The sequence below is a fragment of the Marinobacter sp. NFXS9 genome (genome assembly GCF_040148665.1).
Taxonomy (GTDB): domain Bacteria; phylum Pseudomonadota; class Gammaproteobacteria; order Pseudomonadales; family Oleiphilaceae; genus Marinobacter_A; species Marinobacter_A mangrovi.
Window position 1 is genome coordinate 432,467 of the sequence record NZ_JAGDDW010000002.1, and the last position, 18,645, is coordinate 451,111.

Sequence of the window (18,645 nt, forward strand, 5' to 3'; positions counted from 1 at the left end):
GCCATGACTCTGCCTGACATTACTGCCCTGGTGCTGCTGGGCGGCGTGGCCGGCTTTATCAACGTCCTCTCGGCCGGCGGCTCGATGCTGACCCTGCCACTGCTGATGTTCCTTGGGCTGCCGCCGCAGGTAGCCAATGGCACCAATCGGGTGGCCATCACCCTGCAGAGCGTGTCGGCGGTGCGGGGATTCCGGCGCAGCGGGCAAGGCAACTGGGCGGTGAGTCTGCGGCTGGCGGTGCCGGCCATCATCGGGTCGTTACTGGGTGCCTGGCTGGCGACCGGTGTGTCCGATGCCGTGTTCGAGGCGGTGTTGGTGGCGGCGATGATCGGGGCATCCGTGTTCATGCTGTTGCCGCAGCCCAGGCTGGATACCCGTCCGTTGACCCCGGAACGTCTCACGCCGGTGGTCTACGCCGCCATGTTCCTGATCGGGCTGTACGGCGGTTTCATCCAGGTGGGCGTGGGCGCGCTGTTCATCGTGGTGCTATATCGGATGCTGAAAATCGATCTGCGGCAGGTCAACGTCATCAAGGTGGCGATCGTGCTGTTGTATACACTGCCGGCCTTGTTGGTATTTGCCTGGAGCGGGCAGGTGCGCTGGGAGACCGGGCTCCTGCTGGCTCTGGGAAACGTGACCGGCGCCCAGATCGCGGTGCGGGTCAATATGGGGCCTCGCGGCGCCCAGTGGGTCAAGTGGTTGACGTTGCTGATGGTGGCGGCGATTCTGGTTCGGTTGATTGTGTATTGATGGATCGAGGAGTACTGAACGTGAAAGCGATGGTGATTGAAGAATTTGGCGGCCCGGACGTTTTTGTCGAGCGGGATGTCGACACCCCCGAACCGGGGCCCAATCAGGTCCGCATCCGTGTGGTGGCCTCGAGCCTCAATCCCATCGAAACCAAGATCCGCTCCGGCTTCGTGAAATCGGGCCCGGCCATGCCGGCGATCCTCAATGGCGATGTGGCCGGGGTGGTGGACAAGGTGGGGGCCGGCGTCACCCGGTTTGCAGTTGGTGACGAGGTCTTCGGTTGCGCGGGCGGCGTCAAGGGCTGGCAGGGCGCGTTGGCGGACTACATGATTGCCGACGAGCGGGTGCTGGCCAAGCGGACGTCGGACATGGCGCTGCCGCTGGAGGAGTGTGCCGCCTTACCGCTGGTGTTCCTCACCGCCTGGAGCGCGCTGTCCGATCGCTCGGGCCTTCAATCCGGCGAGCATGTCTTGATCCACGCCGGTACCGGTGGTGTCGGTCATGTGGCCATCCAGATCGCCAAGTATCTCGGGGCGCGGGTGGCGACGACGGTCTCCACGCAGGAGAAGGCGGACCTGGCGCGGAAACTGGGGGCGGACGACATTATCTTCTATCGGGATGAGCCCGTGGCCGACTACGTCCAGCGGCTGACTGGCGGCAAGGGCTTTGACCTGGTCTTCGATACCGTCGGTGGCGAGAACCTGGACCGCTCCATCGAGGCGACCGGCATCGCCAGGCGATTGACGTCCATCAACACCCGGTCGACCCACGATCTGTCGCAGCTGCACGCCAAGAGCCTGAGTCTGCATGTGGTGTTCCGGTCGATTCCGTTGCTGCACGGTATTGGAATGGACGATCAGCCCCGCATGGCGGCGGCCATGAGCGATCTGATCCGGAAGAACGCGGTGCGGCCGCTGCTCGATCCGCAGCGCTTTACCTTTAGCGAGGTTGGCGAGGCTCATCGCAAGCTGGAAGCGGGGGAGGCGACCGGAAAGATCCTGCTGCTTCGAACGGCCTGAGGGCGCTGACCAGAATCTTTCGCGAATCCGGTCCGTTCCGCCGGGGGAGGGCGACGCATCCCCCGGATCAAGTCGCTTTGCTCGTATCACTTTTCTGGATTCGCAAGGCGGCAGACAGACTGCTAGTCTGAGTACATAACAGCCGAAAATTCAGTCGGCTATCCACGTCGTGCTTCACCCTCTGAACGTTTTGCCGCTTTCATTGAGCGCTGCGGGGTGGTGTATGAATCCAGACTGACCGGTGGAGATTATGGAGCAGAGTACGCCTGCAATAATCGCCGAATACTGGGGCATTGGTCTTTTCATCCTGGCTGTGTTCGGCCTGTGTGCCTTCATGATAATCGCCTCGGCGTTGCTGGGCGGCCGCAGTCGTGGACGCAGTAAATCCCTTCCATTCGAATCCGGCATTATCGGTGCCGGATCGGCGCGCCAGCGGTTTTCCGTCAAATTCTACCTGGTGGCCATGCTTTTCGTGATCTTTGATATTGAGGCCGTTTTCCTGTTTGCATGGGCGGTCTCCATCCGGGAAGTCGGCTGGGTCGGTTTCTGGGGCGCGGCCATCTTCATCTTCGTACTGCTGGCGGGCCTGTTGTACGACAGCCGCGTCGGCGCACTGGACTGGGCGCCCCGGCGCCGGGTTCCCAAAGAACGCTGAGCGATCCGGATTTCTGAACTTCCGAAGCCATCGGAAAGGAGAGAGCGGGCATGACCTATACGCTGACACGGGCTGACGACGAAGCCGCGGCCGCAACAGACCGCTATCCCCTGGGGGAGCGTCGCCAGGTGGATGACCCGGTCAAACAGCAACTCGAGCGCAACGTCTTTACCGGCAAGCTGGATGACGTGCTCAACTCGGTTGTCAACTGGGGGCGCAAGAATTCCCTCTGGCCCTACAACTTCGGCCTGTCCTGCTGCTACGTGGAAATGACCACGGCCTTCACATCACCTCATGACATTGCCCGTTTCGGGTCCGAAGTGATCCGGGCGTCGCCGCGCCAGGCGGATTTCATGGTGATCGCCGGGACCTGCTTCATCAAGATGGCGCCGGTGATCCAGCAGCTCTACGACCAGATGCTGGAGCCCAAGTGGGTGATCTCCATGGGGTCCTGCGCCAACTCAGGCGGCATGTACGACATTTATTCCGTCGTTCAGGGCGTCGACAAGTTCCTGCCGGTGGATGTCTATGTGCCGGGCTGCCCGCCACGGCCTGAAGCCTTCCTGCAGGGATTGCAGTTACTGCAGGACTCGATTCAGGAAGAACGCCGGCCCCTGTCCTGGGTGGTCGGTGACCAGGGGGTCTATCGGGCGAAGATGCCATCCCAGCGGGAGAAGCATCGCGATCGCCGGATCCAGGCGACCGAATTGCGCAGTCCCGGCAGCCTGTAGGGGCCCGGAAATCCAACTTCCTCCCCAAGGAGGCGTATGTCGATGAGCGTGGCCAGCCCAACGCAGGGCGAAGCGCACAACCGTTCGGTGCAGGACCCGGTCCTGGAAGCCCTGGGCAAACATCTGGGGGCACAGGTGATGGTCGAGCAGGCGACTCTCACCGGTATGCCCGTGGTGTGGTTGCCCCGGGAGCGGTTGCTGGATGCCCTGGCGTTCCTCAAGGGCATGCCGGAAGGCTTTACCATGCTGTTCGACCTCTCGGCTATCGACGAACGCCTGCGCAGCCAGCGGGTGGGGTTGCCGCCGGCCGACTTCACGGTGTTCTATCATCTGGTGTCGATCGACCGGAACCGGGATCTGATGCTCAAGGTCGCCATCGACGAGGGTGATCTGTCACTGCCCAGCTGCGTGTCCGTATTTCGCAACGCCAACTGGTACGAGCGCGAAGTCTGGGACATGTTCGGGATCGACTTCGACGGCCACCCACGGCTGGTCCGCATCCTGATGCCGCCGACCTGGACGGGTCACCCACTGCGTAAGGACTATCCCGCCCGGGCCACCGAATTCGATCCGTATACCCTCACCGTCGAAGGGCAGGACACGGAGCAGAAGGCGCTGCAGTTTGACCCCGAAGCCTGGGGCATGCAGCGCGAGCGGTCCGGCAGCGAATTCATGTTCCTCAACCTGGGGCCAAACCACCCGTCAGCTCATGGCGCGTTCCGTATCGTCCTGCAACTGGATGGCGAGGAGATCGTCGACTGCGTGCCGGACATCGGCTACCACCACCGCGGTGCCGAGAAAATGGCCGAGCGCCAGTCCTGGCACAGCTTCATTCCCTACACCGATCGGGTCGACTACACCGGCGGCGTCATGAATAACCTGCCGTATGTGCTGGCGGTGGAAAAGCTGGCCGGGATCGACGTGCCGGACCGGGTGAAGGTGATCCGGGTGATGATGGCGGAAATGTTCCGCATCACCAGTCACCTGCTGTTTCTGGGCACCTACCTGCAGGACCTGGGCGCCATGACGCCGGTCTTCTTCACGTTCAGTGATCGGCAGCGGGCCTACAAAGTGATCGAGGGCATTACCGGCTTTCGCATGCATCCGGCCTGGTACCGCATTGGTGGGGTCTCACAGGACTTGCCCAAAGGCTGGCAGGCGCTGGTGCAGGAATTCCTCGACTGGATGCCCAAGCGTCTGCGGGAATACCAGCGGGCCATGATGGAGAACGCCATTGTCCGCGAGCGCACCCGGGATATTGCGGCCTTCAGTACCGGAGAAGCCCTGGAATGGGGCGTGACCGGACCCAACCTGCGGGCAACGGGCTGCAACTTCGACCTGCGCAAGCAGCGGCCGTATTCCGGCTACGACCAGTTTGATTTCGAGGTGCCGCTGGGCACCCGCGGCGATGTGTTCGACCGGGGCCAGTTGCGCATCGAGGAGATGCGCCAGAGCGTGCGCATCATCCAACAGTGCGTCGACAACATGCCGCCGGGCGACTACAAGGCGGACCATCCGCTGACCACACCGCCGCCCCGGGAGAAAATGCTGCAGCACATCGAAACGCTGATCACCCATTTCCTGCAGGTGTCCTGGGGTCCGGTACTCAAGGCCAACGAATCCTGCCAGATGGTGGAGGCGACCAAGGGCATCAACAGCTACTACCTGACCAGCGACGGCAACACCACCAGTTATCGCACGCGTATCCGCACACCGAGCTTCCCGCACCTGCAACAGATTCCGGCCCTCATGCGCCAGGGTTTTGTGCCGGACCTGATTGCCCACCTGGGCAGCATCGACTTTGTCATGGCGGACGTGGACCGATGAGAGAGGCGGAGAACCGGCCCATGGAGACAGTACAAACGATTGCCAGCGACGGCTTTATCATCGAAGCGGCGGATCGCGAGGCCATCCTGCATGAGCGGGATCACTACGAGCAGCCCCAGGCGGCCTGCATCGAGGCCCTGAAGATCGTACAGCGCCGCCATGGCTGGGTGCCGGATGGCGCTATTGCCGTGATCGCCGAGCTGTTGGGAATCAGTCCCGCCAGCGTCGAGGGCGTGGCCACCTTCTACAGCCTGATCTTCCGGCAACCGGTAGGGCGCCACGTGATTCTGGTGTGCGACAGCAGTTCCTGTTTCCTGACGGACTACGAGGTGCTGCGCGACGCCTTCACCGACAAGCTCGGCATCGGTTTTGGTCAGACCACGTCGGATGGCCGGTTCACTCTGCTGCCCGTGTGCTGCCTGGGCGCCTGTGATCGGGGACCGGCGGTGATGATCGACGACGACACCTTCGGGCCGGTTCATCCGGACGATTTGGACACCTTGTTGGAGGGCTACGCATGACGGAGGCCTTGTCACGCCTGCGCTACCGCTGCCAGCTTCGCCAGGACGCCGACGAGCGTCGCGAAGAGACCCATCCGCTGACCTGGCGACTGCACGAAGACGGCACGCCGGTCTTCCTGAAGGAATACGAAGACAAGGCTGGTTACGCCGCCGTGCGTCACACGCTCAACGAGCAGACGGGCGCGCAGGTCATTGATGCCATGAAGACGGCCAACGTGCGCGGTCGGGGCGGCGCGGGGTTCTCCGCCGGCGTGAAATGGAGCCTGACCCTGCAGGGCGACGGGATGCCACGGGGGTACATCGTCTGCAACGCCGACGAGATGGAACCGGGCACCTTTAAGGATCGCCTGCTGATGGAGCAGACGCCACACCTGCTGATCGAGGGCATGATCCTCGCCGCCTACGCCAACAATGCCCGTTACGGCTACATCTTCCTGCGCGGGGAATACATCGAGGCGGCGAATCACATCAACCATGCCCTGAAAGAAGCCCGTGAGGCGGGTTGGCTGGGTGCCGATATTGCCGGCAGCGGCTTTGATTTCGACATTGCGCTGCACACCGGCGCCGGGCGCTACATCTGCGGCGAGGAAACCGCGCTGATCAACTCGCTGGAGGGCCAACGGGCCAATCCTCGCGCCAAGCCCCCGTTCCCGGGGCAGTCCGGCGCCTGGGGCAAGCCCACGGTGGTGAACAACGTCGAGACGCTGTGCAACGTGCCCGCCGTGCTGCGCCACGGTGCGGAGTGGTACCAGGGGCTGTCCGGCCAACTCAGTAATGACGGGGGCACCAAGCTCTACGGTGTCTCAGGTCGAGCCAAACGAACCGGTCTCTGGGAGCTGCCCATTGGGACATCCGGCACCGAGTTACTCGACCGGGCCGGCGGAATCCGGGACGGTGAGCAGCTCAAGGCCTGGCTGCCCGGTGGGGGCAGTACCGGCTTCCTGCTGCCGGAACACCTGGAGCTGCCGCTGGATTTCGATTCCATCGGCAAGGCGGGCAGTCGCATGGGTACGGGCCTGCTGACGGTGGTCACCGACCAGCAAAGCATCGTCTCCCTGATGCGCAATCTGGAGGCGTTTTTCGCGCGGGAATCCTGCGGCTGGTGTACGCCATGCCGGGATGGCCTGCCGTGGACGGTGAAGATACTGCAGGCACTGGAGCGGGGCGAAGGCGTGCAGGGGGACATCGAGATGCTGGACAAGCTCGCCACCGACCTGGGCCCCGGTCGAACCTTCTGCGCCCACGCACCGGGCGCCGCCATGCCGCTGTCCAGTGCGTTGCAGTATTTCCGTGACGAGTTCGAGCGGGGTGTGCGCCACGAGACCGGGCCGGCCCATGCCGATCCGATTCCGGTCGGGGAGGTGTAGCGCCATGGCAACGATCCACGTGGATGGCCGTTCCTACAGCGTCGATGGGGCCGACAACCTGCTGCACGCCTGCCTGTCGCTAGGCCTCGATATTCCCTATTTCTGCTGGCACCCGGCCATGGGCAGTGTCGGGGCTTGCCGCCAGTGCGCGGTGAAGCAATACAAAGACGCGGATGATGACAAGGGCATGCTGGTGATGTCCTGCATGGCGCCGGTTCAGGACGACGCGCGCATCTCGATCGATGACGAGGAAGCTCGCGAATTCCGCGCCAGCGTTGTCGAGTGGCTGATGATCAACCACCCTCACGATTGCCCGGTCTGCGAAGAGGGCGGCCATTGCCACCTGCAGGACATGACGGTGATGACCGGCCACGACCGGCGTCGCTATCGCTTCCGCAAGCGGACCCACCGTAACCAGTACCTGGGTCCGTTCATCGCCCACGAAATGAACCGCTGTATCACCTGCTATCGCTGCGTGCGGTTCTACGATGATTATGCGGGCGGTACCGATCTGGGCGCATTCGGCGCCAATAATAACATCTACTTCGGTCGCTACCAGGAAGGCACTCTGGAAAGCGAGTTTTCCGGCAATCTGACGGAAGTCTGTCCCACCGGCGTGTTTACCGACCAGACCCACAGCGACCGCTACACCCGAAAATGGGACCTGCAGTTTGCACCGGGCATCTGCCACCAGTGCGCGGTGGGCTGCAACATCAGTCCGGGTGAGCGCTACGGCGAGATCCGTCGCATCGAAAATCGCTACCACGGTGAGGTGAACCGCTTCTTCCTGTGCGATCGCGGTCGCTTTGGCTACGGCTATGTCAATCGCAAGGACCGGCCGACCCAGCCTGAGTGGCGGGCGGAGCCGGAAGCCGATCCGGTCACGCTGGATGTGAACGCAGCGCTCGATCGGGGCAGCGATGCGCTCAGGGACGCGTATCGGGTTATCGGCATCGGCTCGCCCCGCGCCAGCCTGGAGAGCAACCACCAACTGCGGGATCTGGTAGGCGAGGGCCATTTCTCCACCGGGATTGCCGCCGAAGAACTGGCCTGCCTCGAGCTGATGGCGGACCTGAACCGCACCTGCGGCCTGCCGACGCCGAACCTGCGGGACATAGAAGAACACGACGCCGTCCTGGTGCTGGGGGAAGACCTGATCCAGAGTGCGGCGCGCCTGGGATTATCGGTGCGCCAGGCTGTCCTGGGGCGTCGCGAGGCGCTGGCGGAAGATCGTGGCATCCCCACCTGGAACGCCGAAGCGGTGAAAACGCTGGGGCAGGACAGTCGCTATCCGCTTTTTGTCGCTTATCCCGTGGCCACCGGGCTGGATGGCATTGCGGAGAACAGTCTGCGACTGGCCCCAGACGATATCGCGCGTTTGGGTCACGCGGTCGCGCACCGGATCGACGCCTCGGCACCGGAGGTTCCCGGGCTGGAGGCCCCGCTCGCGGAAGCGGCGAATCGCATGGCCGACGCCCTGCTGGCGGCAACCCGGCCGCTGGTGGTCAGCGGCGGTTCCCTGAATTCCACCGCCATTCTGGACGCCGCAGGCAATATTGCCCGGGCCCTGTCGCGTCGGGCACGTATGGGCGGTCTGACACTGGTCCGGCGTGAGGCCAACAGCACCGGCCTTCAGATGATGGGGGGGCAGACCCTGGAATGGGCGCTTGAGCAGTTGGAGGCGGAGCAGGCCGACGCATTGGTGATCCTTGAGAATGACCTGTACGAACGGCTGCCGGCCAGGCGGGTCCAGCACGCGCTATCCCGGGCCAGAACCGTGGTGGTGCTGGACCATCAGCGAACCCCGACATTGGAGCGCGCTACGTTGGCTTTGCCGGCGGCCAGTTTTGCAGAAGCCGACGGGACCTTGGTCAGTCTGGAAGGGCGGGCGCAGCGCTTCTTCCAGGTCTACGACCCGGGCTATATCCGCCCGGAGACCCGCATCCGCGAGAGTTGGCGCTGGTTGCACGCACTGGCTGCCGGTCGGCGTCGTGAGTCGATTTCGGACATCACCCTGGATCAAGTGACCCGGGACTGCGCGTGGCGACATCCGGCCCTGGCCGGCATGGTGGGGGCTGCACCGGGTGCCGATTACCGGGTGCAGGGTGTGAAGCTGGCCCGCGAGCCTCATCGTTACAGCGGCCGCACGGCGATGCGCGCCAACATCAACGTGTCCGAGCCGCGCACGCCGCAGGATCCGGATACGCCGTTTGCCTTTTCCATGGAGGGCTATAACGGCTTTGACCGTCCGCGTCAGTCCGTCGCCTTCGCCTGGGCGCCCGGCTGGAATTCGCCCCAGGCCTGGAACAAGTTCACCGATGAGGTGGGTGGTCACCTGCGGGCCGGCGATCCCGGCATACGGCTGCTGGAACCGGTAGCCGGCCGCTACGTCTATTCCAGCAACATCCCGCAGGCCTATCGGCGTTCGGACGATGAATGGCGGTTGGTGATCCTGTCGCGGTTGTTTGGTGGCGAGGAAACCTCGGCGCGCGCCGAGCCCATCCAGGCGCGCGCCGGTCAGGCCGTGGCGGTGCTGTCGCCGGAGGATGCCGGTGCACTGAATATTGCCGATGGCGGCGGTGTCCGGGTGATCACCGATGACGGGCAGTGGGTATTTCCGGTGCGCACGGAGGCGGGCTGTCCGTCCGGCCTGCTGTTCATTCCGGCCGGTGTGGACGCGGCCCTGCGAAGCGGCGTGCCGGTAAGCCTGGCGGCCAGCGGTGACACGCCCCGGGGTGACACAGGTTCGACTGGCGAGGTGCGCCCATGAGCTGGCTGACACCCCAGGTGATCGACATCCTGTATGCCATGTTCCAGGCGATCGTCATCCTGCTGGCCGCCGTCCTGCTCGGCGCGGTGATGACGGTGGTGGAGCGCCGCTTGCTGGGGCTCTGGCAGGATCGTTATGGGCCAAACCGAGTCGGGCCCTTTGGCTCGCTGCAGCTGATCGCGGACATGATCAAGATCTTCTTCAAGGAGGACTGGATCCCGCCGTTTGCCGACCGCAAGTTGTTCATGCTGGCGCCGGCGATTGCCATGGCGTCGCTGTTGCTGTCGTTCATGATTATCCCGATCACACCGGGTTGGGGCATTGCCGACCTGAACATCGGGCTGCTGTTCTTCTTCGCCATGGCCGGTATCAACGTCTACGCGGTGCTGTTCGGCGGCTGGGCGAGCGGCAACAAGTACGCCCTGCTGGGCGCGATGCGGGCGTCGGCCCAGACCCTGTCCTATGAAGTGTTCATGGGGCTGGCGTTGATGGGCGTGGTGGGCATCACCGGGTCGTTCAACATGCGGGAAATCGTCCAGGCCCAGGAAGGGCTGTGGTTCATCGTGCCGCAGTTCTTCGGCTTCTGTACGTTCCTGATCGCCGGTATTGCGGTGACGCACCGTCATCCCTTCGACCAGCCGGAAGCCGAGCAGGAGCTGGCGGACGGTTACCACATCGAATTCTCCAGCATGAAGTTCGGTATGTTCTTCATCGGCGAATACGTCGGCATGGTGCTGGTATCGGCGTTGATCGTGACGCTGTTCTTTGGCGGCTGGCAGGGCCCCTGGCTGCCGCCGATCGTCTGGTTTGCACTCAAGACCGCGTTTTTCCTGATGCTGTTCGTACTATTGCGGGCCTCTCTGCCACGGCCCCGGTATGACCGGGTCATGAGCTTTGGCTGGAAGGTCTGCCTGCCGCTGACACTGATCAATCTCTTGGTCACCGGTGCGGTGATCCTGTTGGACGCACCGGGCTGAGAAGGAGGTTCGACATGCTGAAATGGCTGTTCACCGGTACCTGGTCCCAGCTGCGGACCATCGGCATTGTCTTCATGCACTCGTTTCGTAAGCGCGAAACCCTGAACTATCCGGAAGAGCCGGTACCGCTGCCGCCGCGGTACCGGGGGCGTATCGTACTGACCCGGGACCCGGACGGCGAGGAGCGCTGCGTGGCCTGCAACCTGTGCGCTGTGGCCTGCCCGGTGGACTGTATCTCGCTGCAGAAAGGTGAGAAGGACGACGGCCGCTGGTACCCGGAATTTTTCCGCATCAACTTTTCCCGCTGCATCTTCTGCGGCATGTGTGAGGAGGCCTGCCCGACATCGGCGATCCAGCTCACGCCGGATTTCGAGATGGCCGAGTACGAGCGTCAGGAACTGGTCTACGAGAAGGAAGACCTGCTGATCAGCGGGCCCGGCAAGGATCACGACTACCACTTCTACAAGGTGGCGGGTCTGTCTATCGCCGGCAAGGACAAGGGCAAGGCCCAGAACGAAGACGAACCGATCGACGTGAAGACGCTGTTGCCCTGAATCTCCGGGCAGCGCGCCAGCCAGAGGACGGAATTATGGAGTTGGCCTTTTATCTCGGCGGACTGGTGGCGGTGATCGCCACGCTGGGGGTGATTACCGGCACCAATGCCGTGCATTCGTTGCTGAACCTGATTGTCTCGCTGATTGCCGTGGCCATCGTGTTCTTTGCGCTGGGCGCACCTTTTGCCGGGGCCCTGGAAATCATCGTCTATGCCGGGGCGATCATGGTGCTGTTCGTGTTCGTGGTGATGATCCTGAACCTGGGGCAGGGCGCGGCGGAGCAGGAACGGCTGTGGCTGCAGGCGCGGACCTGGCTCCTGCCGGCGATCCTGTCGCTGGTCCTGTTGGGCACATTGCTGGTCACCCTGTCGGCCGGCGATGGCGGGCGGATGATCAGCGGCGACATGCTGACCGCCAAAGCCGTGGGCCGCACCCTGTTCGGGCCATGGCTGCTGGTGGTGGAGCTGGCGGCAATGTTGCTGCTGGCGGGGCTGGTGACCGCATCGCACGTAGGCCGGCTGCCGCGTGACCGCCGGGACGAGAAAAAGGGAGGGAATTGATGAACGGCATTCCCATGGAACACGGGCTGGCCCTGGCGGCGGTGCTGTTTGTGCTGGGCCTGGCGGGATTGATGTTCCGTCGCAACATGGTCTTCGTGTTGATGAGTCTGGAGGTGATGCTCAACGCCGCCGGTTTGGCGTTTATCGTTGCGGGCACGGCCTGGGGGCAGCCGGAAGGGCAGGCCATGTTCCTGCTGGTGATTACCCTGGCCGCGGCGGAAGCCAGTGTGGCGCTGGCGTTATTGATCCAGCTCTACCATCGCTTCAAGACGCTCGACACCGATAAAGCCAGCGGGATGCGAGGATGACAATGGCCCTGACCCTGTTGCCCCTGACATTCCTGTTTCCCCTGGCCGGCTGCCTGATCCTGGCGCTGGGCTATCGCCATCTGGGCGAGCGGGCCAGCGCGGCGGTGGGTTACACCAGTGTTGGCCTCGCGGCCCTGGTGACCGTGTTCATCGTCATCGATTTCATGTCCGGCGACCAGACGCCCCAGCGACTGACGCTGTGGACCTGGGTCGCTATAGACAACTTCCGACCCACCATCGGCCTGATGCTGGACGGCCTCTCGATCACCATGCTGGGCGTGATCACCGGCGTCGGCTTCCTGATCCATCTGTTCGCAGCCTGGTACATGCGCGGCGAGGAGGGCATCACCCGCTTTTTCGCCTACATGAACCTGTTTGTCTTCAGCATGGTGCTGCTGGTGCTGGGGGACAACCTGTTGCTGCTGTTCCTGGGCTGGGAAGGCGTGGGCTTGTGCAGCTACCTGCTGATTGGCTACTACTACGAGCATACCGAGAACGGCATGGCGGCGTTCAAGGCTTTCGTCGTGACCCGGATCGGGGACATCTTCCTCGCCATCGGCCTGTTCCTGCTGTTCACGGAGCTGGGCACGCTGGACATCGCCACGATTCTCGATAAGGCGCCGGCACTCTGGCAGAAGGGCAATCCGGTCGTCGAGGCGGCGGCCTTGCTGTTGTTGGGCGGTGCCCTCGGCAAGTCCGCCCAACTGCCGTTGCACACTTGGCTGGCCGACGCCATGGCGGGCCCCACGCCGGTCTCGGCGCTGATCCACGCGGCCACTATGGTCACCGCCGGGGTCTACCTGATTGCCCGGATGCACGGCCTTTATGACCTGGCGCCGACGGCGCAGTACATCGTCGGGCTGATCGGCGCGCTGACGTTGCTGATCGCGGGTTTCGCGGCGCTCGCCCAGACCGACATCAAGCGCATTCTGGCTTACTCCACCATGAGCCAGATTGGCTACATGTTCCTGGCGCTGGGCGTGGGCGCCTACAGTGCTGCCATTTTCCACCTGATGATCCATGCCTTCTTCAAGGCGCTGCTGTTCCTGTCGGCCGGTGCGGTGATCATCAGTTGTCATCACGAGCAGGAGATGGCCCGGCTGGGCGGGCTGTGGCGCAAGCTGCCGCTGGCCTATGCCGGGTTCGTGATCGGCGGGGCGGCCCTGGCCGCGCTGCCCCTGGTGACCGCCGGTTTCTACAGCAAGGATGAGATCCTCTGGGAGGCCTTTGCGGCGAAGCAAAGTGGCTTGCTGGCGGCCGGACTGGTGGGTGCACTGCTGACGTCGTTCTACACCCTGCGCCTGATCATCGGAACCTTCCACGGCGAACCGGGCAGCGACAAGGCCCGGCATGCGGATCCGGGCAAGGGCATCCAGCATGGCCTGCCGCTGATCGTGTTGATGGTGCTGTCGACCTTTATCGGGGCGGGGATCACGCCGCCGCTTTCGGACGTCTTGCCGGCGGGACCGGGGGAAGCCACCGAGTCCGGGCATACGGCACTGGAGCTGATGGCCTCCGCCACGGCGATTGGTGGGGTATTGATCGCCGGATGGCTCTTCCTGTTCCGGCGGGCATGGCTGGGTCGGGTCGTCGCCCGCGGCCCGGGGGCCTGGTTGTGGCACCTCTGGCACAACGCCTGGGGATTCGATGCGCTTTTCGACCGGTTGTTGGTCCGCCCTTATAAGGTCCTGGTGCGATGGCTGCGAGGCGACCTGATCGACGCGCTTTTCATGATCCTGGCTGCGCTGGTGCGGGTTTGTAATGCGGTGCTGGTCAGAACCCAGACCGGCCGGCTGCGGACCTACGCCACCTCCATGGTGCTCGGAGCCGCTCTGGTGCTGCTGGCGCTGGCGATGGGGTACTGAATGGCTGAAGGGATGACACTGATGCAGGAGCACAAGGCACTATGATTCTCGTCTGGCTGATACTGATCCCGTTTATCGGGGGGCTGTTCTGCTGGCGTGCCGAGCGCTGGGGCGACAAGGTGCCACGCTGGATTGCGTTGGCCACCATGCTGTTGGTGCTGATCACCACGTTGGTCCTCTGGTGGCAGGGCGATTACCAACTGCCCAAGACGGGCAGCCCCGAGGCCGTGCGCTGGGCAATTGAGTGGCATGTGCCGTGGATACCGCGCTTCGGCATCGATATTCACCTGGCGATGGACGGCCTGTCACTCATCCTGATTGCGCTGACCGGTTTGCTGGGGGCGTTAGCGGTGATCTGCTCCTGGAAGGAGATCTCCAACCGGGTCGGTTTTTTCCATCTGAACCTGCTCTTTATCCTCGGCGGGGTGGTGGGCGTTTTCCTGTCCATCGACCTGTTCCTGTTCTTCTGTTTCTGGGAAATGATGCTGGTCCCCATGTACTTCCTGATCGCACTGTGGGGGCACAGCGGCTCCGCCGGCAAGACGCGGATCCGGACGGCAACCAAGTTCTTCATCTACACCCAGGCCAGCGGGTTATTGATGCTGGTGGCTATCCTGGCGTTGGTGTTTGCCCATCACGCCAGCAGCGGCGTCTACACCTTCAGCTATCTGGAGTTGCTGGGCACGCCGATGTCCGAGACGTTTGCCTACTGGCTGATGCTGGGTTTCTTTATCGCGTTTGCGGTGAAGCTGCCGGTGGTGCCGCTGCACGGCTGGTTGCCGGACGCCCACGCCCAGGCGCCGACGGCGGGCAGCGTGGATCTGGCGGGGATTCTACTGAAGACGGCGGCCTACGGGATGCTGCGCTTCTGCCTGCCTCTGTTCCCGGAGGCCTCACAGGCGTTCGCCCCGGTGGCGATGGCACTCGGGGTGATCGGTATCTTCTATGGGGCGCTGCTGGCGGCCGGTCAGCAGGACGTCAAACGGTTGATTGCCTACACCAGCATCTCCCACATGGGGTTCGTTCTGATCGGCATTTATGCCGGGACATCCATTGCCCTGCAAGGGGTGATCGTGTTGATGGTCGCCCATGCGTTCTCGGCCGCTGGCCTGTTCATTCTCAGTGGTCAGCTCTATGAGCGGGTGCACACCCGCGATTTGCGACTGATGGGCGGCCTTTGGGGGCGCATCGACAAACTGCCGGTGTTTACGCTCTGCTTTGTGGCTGCCTCGCTGGGCATGCCGGGCACGGCCAATTTCATTGGTGAATTCCTGGTGCTTTTCGGCACCTTCCCGGTGGCTCCGATCGTGACCGTGCTGGCCAGTATCAGCATGGTGCTGGCGGTGCTCTACTCATTGCTGATCATGCAGCGCGTCCACTTCGGGCCGCCACAGGGGGAAGTGCACTTCTCCGGGCTCGACTGGCGGGAATACTCCATGATGCTGAGTCTGGTGGCCCTGGTGCTTTTCTTCGGGTTTTACCCGCAGCTGCTGGTGGATACGACGCTGGCCGTGACCAATGAAGTTCACCAGCTGTTTACCTCTGGCGCCGTGGGCGCGGCCATTCAATCCCTGGCGGAGGCGCGCTGATGCTGACAAAGACCGACATGATGGCATTGACCCCCGTCATCCTGGTGTGCGCCACGGCGATCACCGTGATGCTCGGCATTGCCTGGCGTCGCCAGCACGCGGTGACGGTCCTGGTCTCGGCCGTCGGGTTGAATATCGCGTTGCTGTCGCTGTTCCTGTTCGGAGAGCTGGGAACCGTGCGCACGCCCATGCTGGTTTTTGACGGCGTGACGATACTGGGGATGGGCATGGTACTGGTGTCGTCACTGGCCTGTGCCACCTTCAGTCACGCCTATCTGGACGGCTATCCGGGTGCCCGGGAAGAGTTCTACCTGTTGCTGCTGTGTGCCGCTGCCGGCGGCATGGTGCTGACCGCCGCGGACCATCTCGCCACGCTGTTTTTCGGCCTGGAACTGCTGTCCATGCCGCTCTACGGGATGCTGGCGTATACCTTCCGCGACCGTAATTCTCTGGAAGCCGGGATCAAGTACCTGGTGTTGTCGGCCACCGCCACCGCCTTCCTGTTGTTCGGGATGGCACTGCTGTATGCGCAGACGGGGCATCTGGATATTCCGGGCCTGGTCGAAGGGATGAGTGGTGGTGTCGGGCCCTGGGCACTCGCGGGCGTCGGGCTGGTGCTGGTGGGCCTGTGTTTCAAGTTGTCGATCATTCCGTTCCATCTCTGGACGCCGGACGTCTATCAGGGCGGACCGGGGCCGGCGGTGACGTTCCTGGCCACGGCCAGCAAGGTGGCGGCGTTTATCGTCCTGTTGCGGATCGTCGAAGCGATCCCGGCGTTTCATGGCGCGCAGGCCCAGACGCTGTTGGCGGGCCTGGCGTTACTGACCATGCTGGCCGGCAATGTGCTGGCGCTGCTCCAGGCCAACATCAAACGCCTGCTGGGGTATTCCTCCATCGCTCACTTCGGTTATCTGCTGGTAGCAATCGTGGTGGCGGACAAGCTGGCGGTGGAAACCGGCGGCATTTATCTGATCACTTATCTGGTCACCACACTGGGGGCCTTCGGGGTCGTGACCCTGCTGTCGAGTCCCTACGGCGGCGACGATGCGTCGGCACTGCATCACTATCGCGGCCTGTTCTGGCGCCGGCCTTATCTGGCGGCGGTGCTAACGGTCGCCATGCTCTCACTGGCAGGCATCCCGTTTACCGCCGGTTTCATCGGCAAGTTCTACATCATCGCACTGGGCGTGGAAGCGCAACGCTGGTGGCTGGTGGCCGGCATCGTGCTGGGCAGTGCCATCGGCCTTTATTACTACCTGCGGGTCACCATCACCCTCTACCTGATGGAGCCCGGTATGCAGCGGCGGGATGCACCCAATGACTGGGGGCTCCGGGCCGGAGGCCTGGTGGTCTTGCTGCTGGCGGTGCTGATGATCCTGATGGGCGTTTATCCGGCACCTGTGGTGCACTGGATGTCATTGCTGTCCCTCGCCTGAGGGTTGGCGGTGTGTCAACTCTGGCGATCCTTGATGTTCTCAACCGATGTCCTCAAGTCTGGTGGTATCGGGCCGAAGGCCCCCATACGCAGAGCCGACAATGCTCCGGATACCGTCGGGTATCTGCCTGATTTTGCATTACGGGTTGTGGTTTACCTGATGTCCTTCCGGATCGGCTGACATTTCCCTGCCAAGCAGGAAAATCGAGGTTAATCCGCTATGACAAACTCAAAAGATCCGTTTCCTTCACGCCTGAAAGAAAAGAAAGCACCGTTCGTTCGCACGGACCCCATTGTGCACGCGCGCAACCAGTGGCGCTGGGAAGGTCCGTTGGACGAGGTGGCGCTGTCGCGCTATGAGCGCGACGGGTTCCTCTGGTTCAGCGGCTTTTTCTCCCAGGAACAGATGACGCCGTTTTTCGATGAGCTGAAGGCTATGGCCAAGGACAAGGAGCTGATGAAGTCGGAACAGGTCATCACCGATCCCAACTCGGGAGACATCCGCTCCGTGTTCGGTATGCATCAGCTTTCTGATCATTTTGACCGCCTGACTCGCGATCCGCGCATTCTCGGTATGGTGCGCCAGTTGCTGGGCAGCGAGGTCTATATCCACCAGTCCCGGATCAACGACAAGTTCGGTTTCCAGGGCAGTGGGTTCGATTGGCACTCGGATTTCGAGACCTGGCACGCCGAGGACGGCATGCCGAGAATGCGGGCTGTCAGTGCCTCCCTGATGCTGACGGACAACAACGAGTTCAATGGTCCGCTGATGCTGATCCCCGGTTCTCACCGCTGGTTCGTGCCCTGCGTCGGGGAGACGCCCGACATGAATTGGACGGACTCGCTGAAAGCGCAGCGCCTTGGCGTGCCGGATCGGGACTCCCTGGCCAAGCTCGCGGACCAGGGCGGTATCCAGGCGCCGAAGGGACCGGCCGGTTCGTTGCTTCTGTTTGAGTGCAACACGCTGCACGCGTCCAACGAGAACATGTCTCCCTGGCCGCGTTCGAACCTGTTCTTCGTTTACAACAGCGTCGAAAACACGCTGGGTGAGCCCTATGCTGCACCGCGGGCACGCCCGGAATTCCTGGCCGCCAGGGAGCAGTGCGAAAGTCTGACCATGTATGACGAGTTTCCGGAACTGGCCAACCAGGGCGTCAGTCCATTGCACTAATTCGTTCGGTTCAGACAGCATGCCTTGAATTTACGGCCGCTCCCGCAGGGGCAGCGGTCGTTACGCCCGGGCTTGAGGAGTCCCTGTTCCGGTTTGCCACTGTGATAGAACCAGTGAGCATCCTGCTGGTAGAACGTGGACGTCTCTTCGAGGTAGCCCCACTGGCCCCGTTCCCGGAAGACCGCTCGGAAATGCACGGAGCCCTGGTGACCGGACTGGTCGCTGCTGAAAATCTGCAGGCCGGTCCAGTCCGGCGCGTCCGACAGATCCAGGTCTTTTGGCCGCGTTTCCGGGTACCAGGACTTGAGAAGGTAGGGCGCGTCCTTCAGGACAAAAGCACTGAACCGGGACCGCATGAGCGCTTCCGGGGAAGCAGCCGGTGCACCCGCATGAAGTGGTCCGCAACAGTCGCCATAGGTGATGCCGCTTCCGCAAGGACAGGTTTCGTCCTGATCCATATCGAATTCTCCCGATGACACTGGAAACGAAAAAAAACGCCAGCTCAGGGAGCTGGCGTTTTTTCGGGCTAGGCCCAATGGGAGTCTA

General features: G+C 62.9%; 17 protein-coding genes. 16 read left to right on the plus strand and 1 reads right to left on the minus strand.

The window, feature by feature from the left end; genetic code table 11:
* Window positions 1-3 precede the first annotated feature (3 nt).
* The 16 genes from J3364_RS05600 (at window position 4) to thpD (ending at window position 18,099) form a co-directional block, all read left to right on the plus strand.
* Window positions 4-750 (plus strand): sulfite exporter TauE/SafE family protein, encoded by a 747-nt coding sequence (locus J3364_RS05600; RefSeq protein WP_349557416.1) that lies wholly within the window; start codon window positions 4-6, stop codon window positions 748-750.
* The gene (locus tag J3364_RS05605; protein ID WP_349557417.1) at window positions 750-1,769 is read left to right on the plus strand and encodes a zinc-dependent alcohol dehydrogenase family protein; all 1,020 of its coding nucleotides are present in this window, start codon (window positions 750-752) and stop codon (window positions 1,767-1,769) included. Before J3364_RS05600 ends, J3364_RS05605 begins: the two co-directional genes overlap by 1 nt.
* A gap of 250 nt (window positions 1,770-2,019) precedes the next feature.
* Window positions 2,020-2,424: an NADH-quinone oxidoreductase subunit A gene (gene ndhC, locus J3364_RS05610; RefSeq protein ID WP_349557418.1), complete on the plus strand. Its 405-nt coding sequence runs from the start codon at window positions 2,020-2,022 to the stop codon at window positions 2,422-2,424.
* Window positions 2,425-2,474: 50 nt separating this feature from the next.
* Window positions 2,475-3,155: a NuoB/complex I 20 kDa subunit family protein gene (locus tag J3364_RS05615; RefSeq protein ID WP_349557419.1), complete on the plus strand. Its 681-nt coding sequence runs from the start codon at window positions 2,475-2,477 to the stop codon at window positions 3,153-3,155.
* Between the two features lie 42 nt (window positions 3,156-3,197).
* Window positions 3,198-4,982 carry an NADH-quinone oxidoreductase subunit C/D gene (gene nuoC, locus J3364_RS05620; RefSeq protein ID WP_349557420.1) on the plus strand — a complete coding sequence of 595 codons (1,785 nt, stop codon included), beginning with the start codon at window positions 3,198-3,200 and terminating at the stop codon, window positions 4,980-4,982.
* A 20-nt stretch (window positions 4,983-5,002) separates the two neighbouring features.
* Window positions 5,003-5,503 (plus strand): NADH-quinone oxidoreductase subunit NuoE, encoded by a 501-nt coding sequence (gene nuoE / locus J3364_RS05625; protein ID WP_349557421.1) that lies wholly within the window; start codon window positions 5,003-5,005, stop codon window positions 5,501-5,503.
* A complete protein-coding gene (gene nuoF, locus J3364_RS05630) occupies window positions 5,500-6,870 on the plus strand; it encodes an NADH-quinone oxidoreductase subunit NuoF (protein WP_349557422.1) in 1,371 nt (456 codons plus the stop codon). The genes nuoE and nuoF overlap by 4 nt, the downstream gene beginning before the upstream one ends.
* 4 nt (window positions 6,871-6,874) lie before the next feature.
* The gene (gene nuoG / locus J3364_RS05635) at window positions 6,875-9,640 is read left to right on the plus strand and encodes an NADH-quinone oxidoreductase subunit NuoG (RefSeq protein ID WP_349557423.1); all 2,766 of its coding nucleotides are present in this window, start codon (window positions 6,875-6,877) and stop codon (window positions 9,638-9,640) included.
* Complete coding sequence (gene nuoH, locus J3364_RS05640) at window positions 9,637-10,617, plus strand: NADH-quinone oxidoreductase subunit NuoH (RefSeq protein WP_349557424.1); 981 nt, start codon at window positions 9,637-9,639, stop codon at window positions 10,615-10,617. Before nuoG ends, nuoH begins: the two co-directional genes overlap by 4 nt.
* 14 nt (window positions 10,618-10,631) lie before the next feature.
* Entirely contained in the window at window positions 10,632-11,171 is a 540-nt protein-coding gene (nuoI, locus tag J3364_RS05645; protein ID WP_123633341.1) for an NADH-quinone oxidoreductase subunit NuoI, read from the plus strand.
* A gap of 35 nt (window positions 11,172-11,206) precedes the next feature.
* Window positions 11,207-11,731, plus strand: coding sequence for an NADH-quinone oxidoreductase subunit J (nuoJ, locus tag J3364_RS05650; RefSeq protein WP_349557425.1), 525 nt, complete (start codon window positions 11,207-11,209; stop codon window positions 11,729-11,731).
* Complete coding sequence (nuoK, locus tag J3364_RS05655) at window positions 11,731-12,039, plus strand: NADH-quinone oxidoreductase subunit NuoK (RefSeq protein WP_349557426.1); 309 nt, start codon at window positions 11,731-11,733, stop codon at window positions 12,037-12,039. Before nuoJ ends, nuoK begins: the two co-directional genes overlap by 1 nt.
* Window positions 12,040-12,047: 8 nt before the next feature.
* A complete protein-coding gene (gene nuoL, locus J3364_RS05660) occupies window positions 12,048-13,904 on the plus strand; it encodes an NADH-quinone oxidoreductase subunit L (protein ID WP_349557468.1) in 1,857 nt (618 codons plus the stop codon).
* Between the two features lie 41 nt (window positions 13,905-13,945).
* Window positions 13,946-15,493: an NADH-quinone oxidoreductase subunit M gene (nuoM, locus tag J3364_RS05665; RefSeq protein WP_349557427.1), complete on the plus strand. Its 1,548-nt coding sequence runs from the start codon at window positions 13,946-13,948 to the stop codon at window positions 15,491-15,493.
* Window positions 15,490-16,929, plus strand: coding sequence for an NADH-quinone oxidoreductase subunit NuoN (gene nuoN / locus J3364_RS05670; RefSeq protein ID WP_407944039.1), 1,440 nt, complete (start codon window positions 15,490-15,492; stop codon window positions 16,927-16,929). The genes nuoM and nuoN overlap by 4 nt, the downstream gene beginning before the upstream one ends.
* A gap of 219 nt (window positions 16,930-17,148) precedes the next feature.
* Window positions 17,149-18,099 carry an ectoine hydroxylase gene (thpD, locus tag J3364_RS05675; protein WP_349557428.1) on the plus strand — a complete coding sequence of 317 codons (951 nt, stop codon included), beginning with the start codon at window positions 17,149-17,151 and terminating at the stop codon, window positions 18,097-18,099.
* Here the strand turns inward: thpD and J3364_RS05680 are convergent.
* Window positions 18,096-18,557 carry a YchJ family protein gene (locus J3364_RS05680; protein WP_349557429.1) on the minus strand — a complete coding sequence of 154 codons (462 nt, stop codon included), beginning with the start codon at window positions 18,555-18,557 and terminating at the stop codon, window positions 18,096-18,098. The genes thpD and J3364_RS05680 overlap by 4 nt on opposite strands.
* Between the last annotated feature and the right edge of the window lie 88 nt (window positions 18,558-18,645).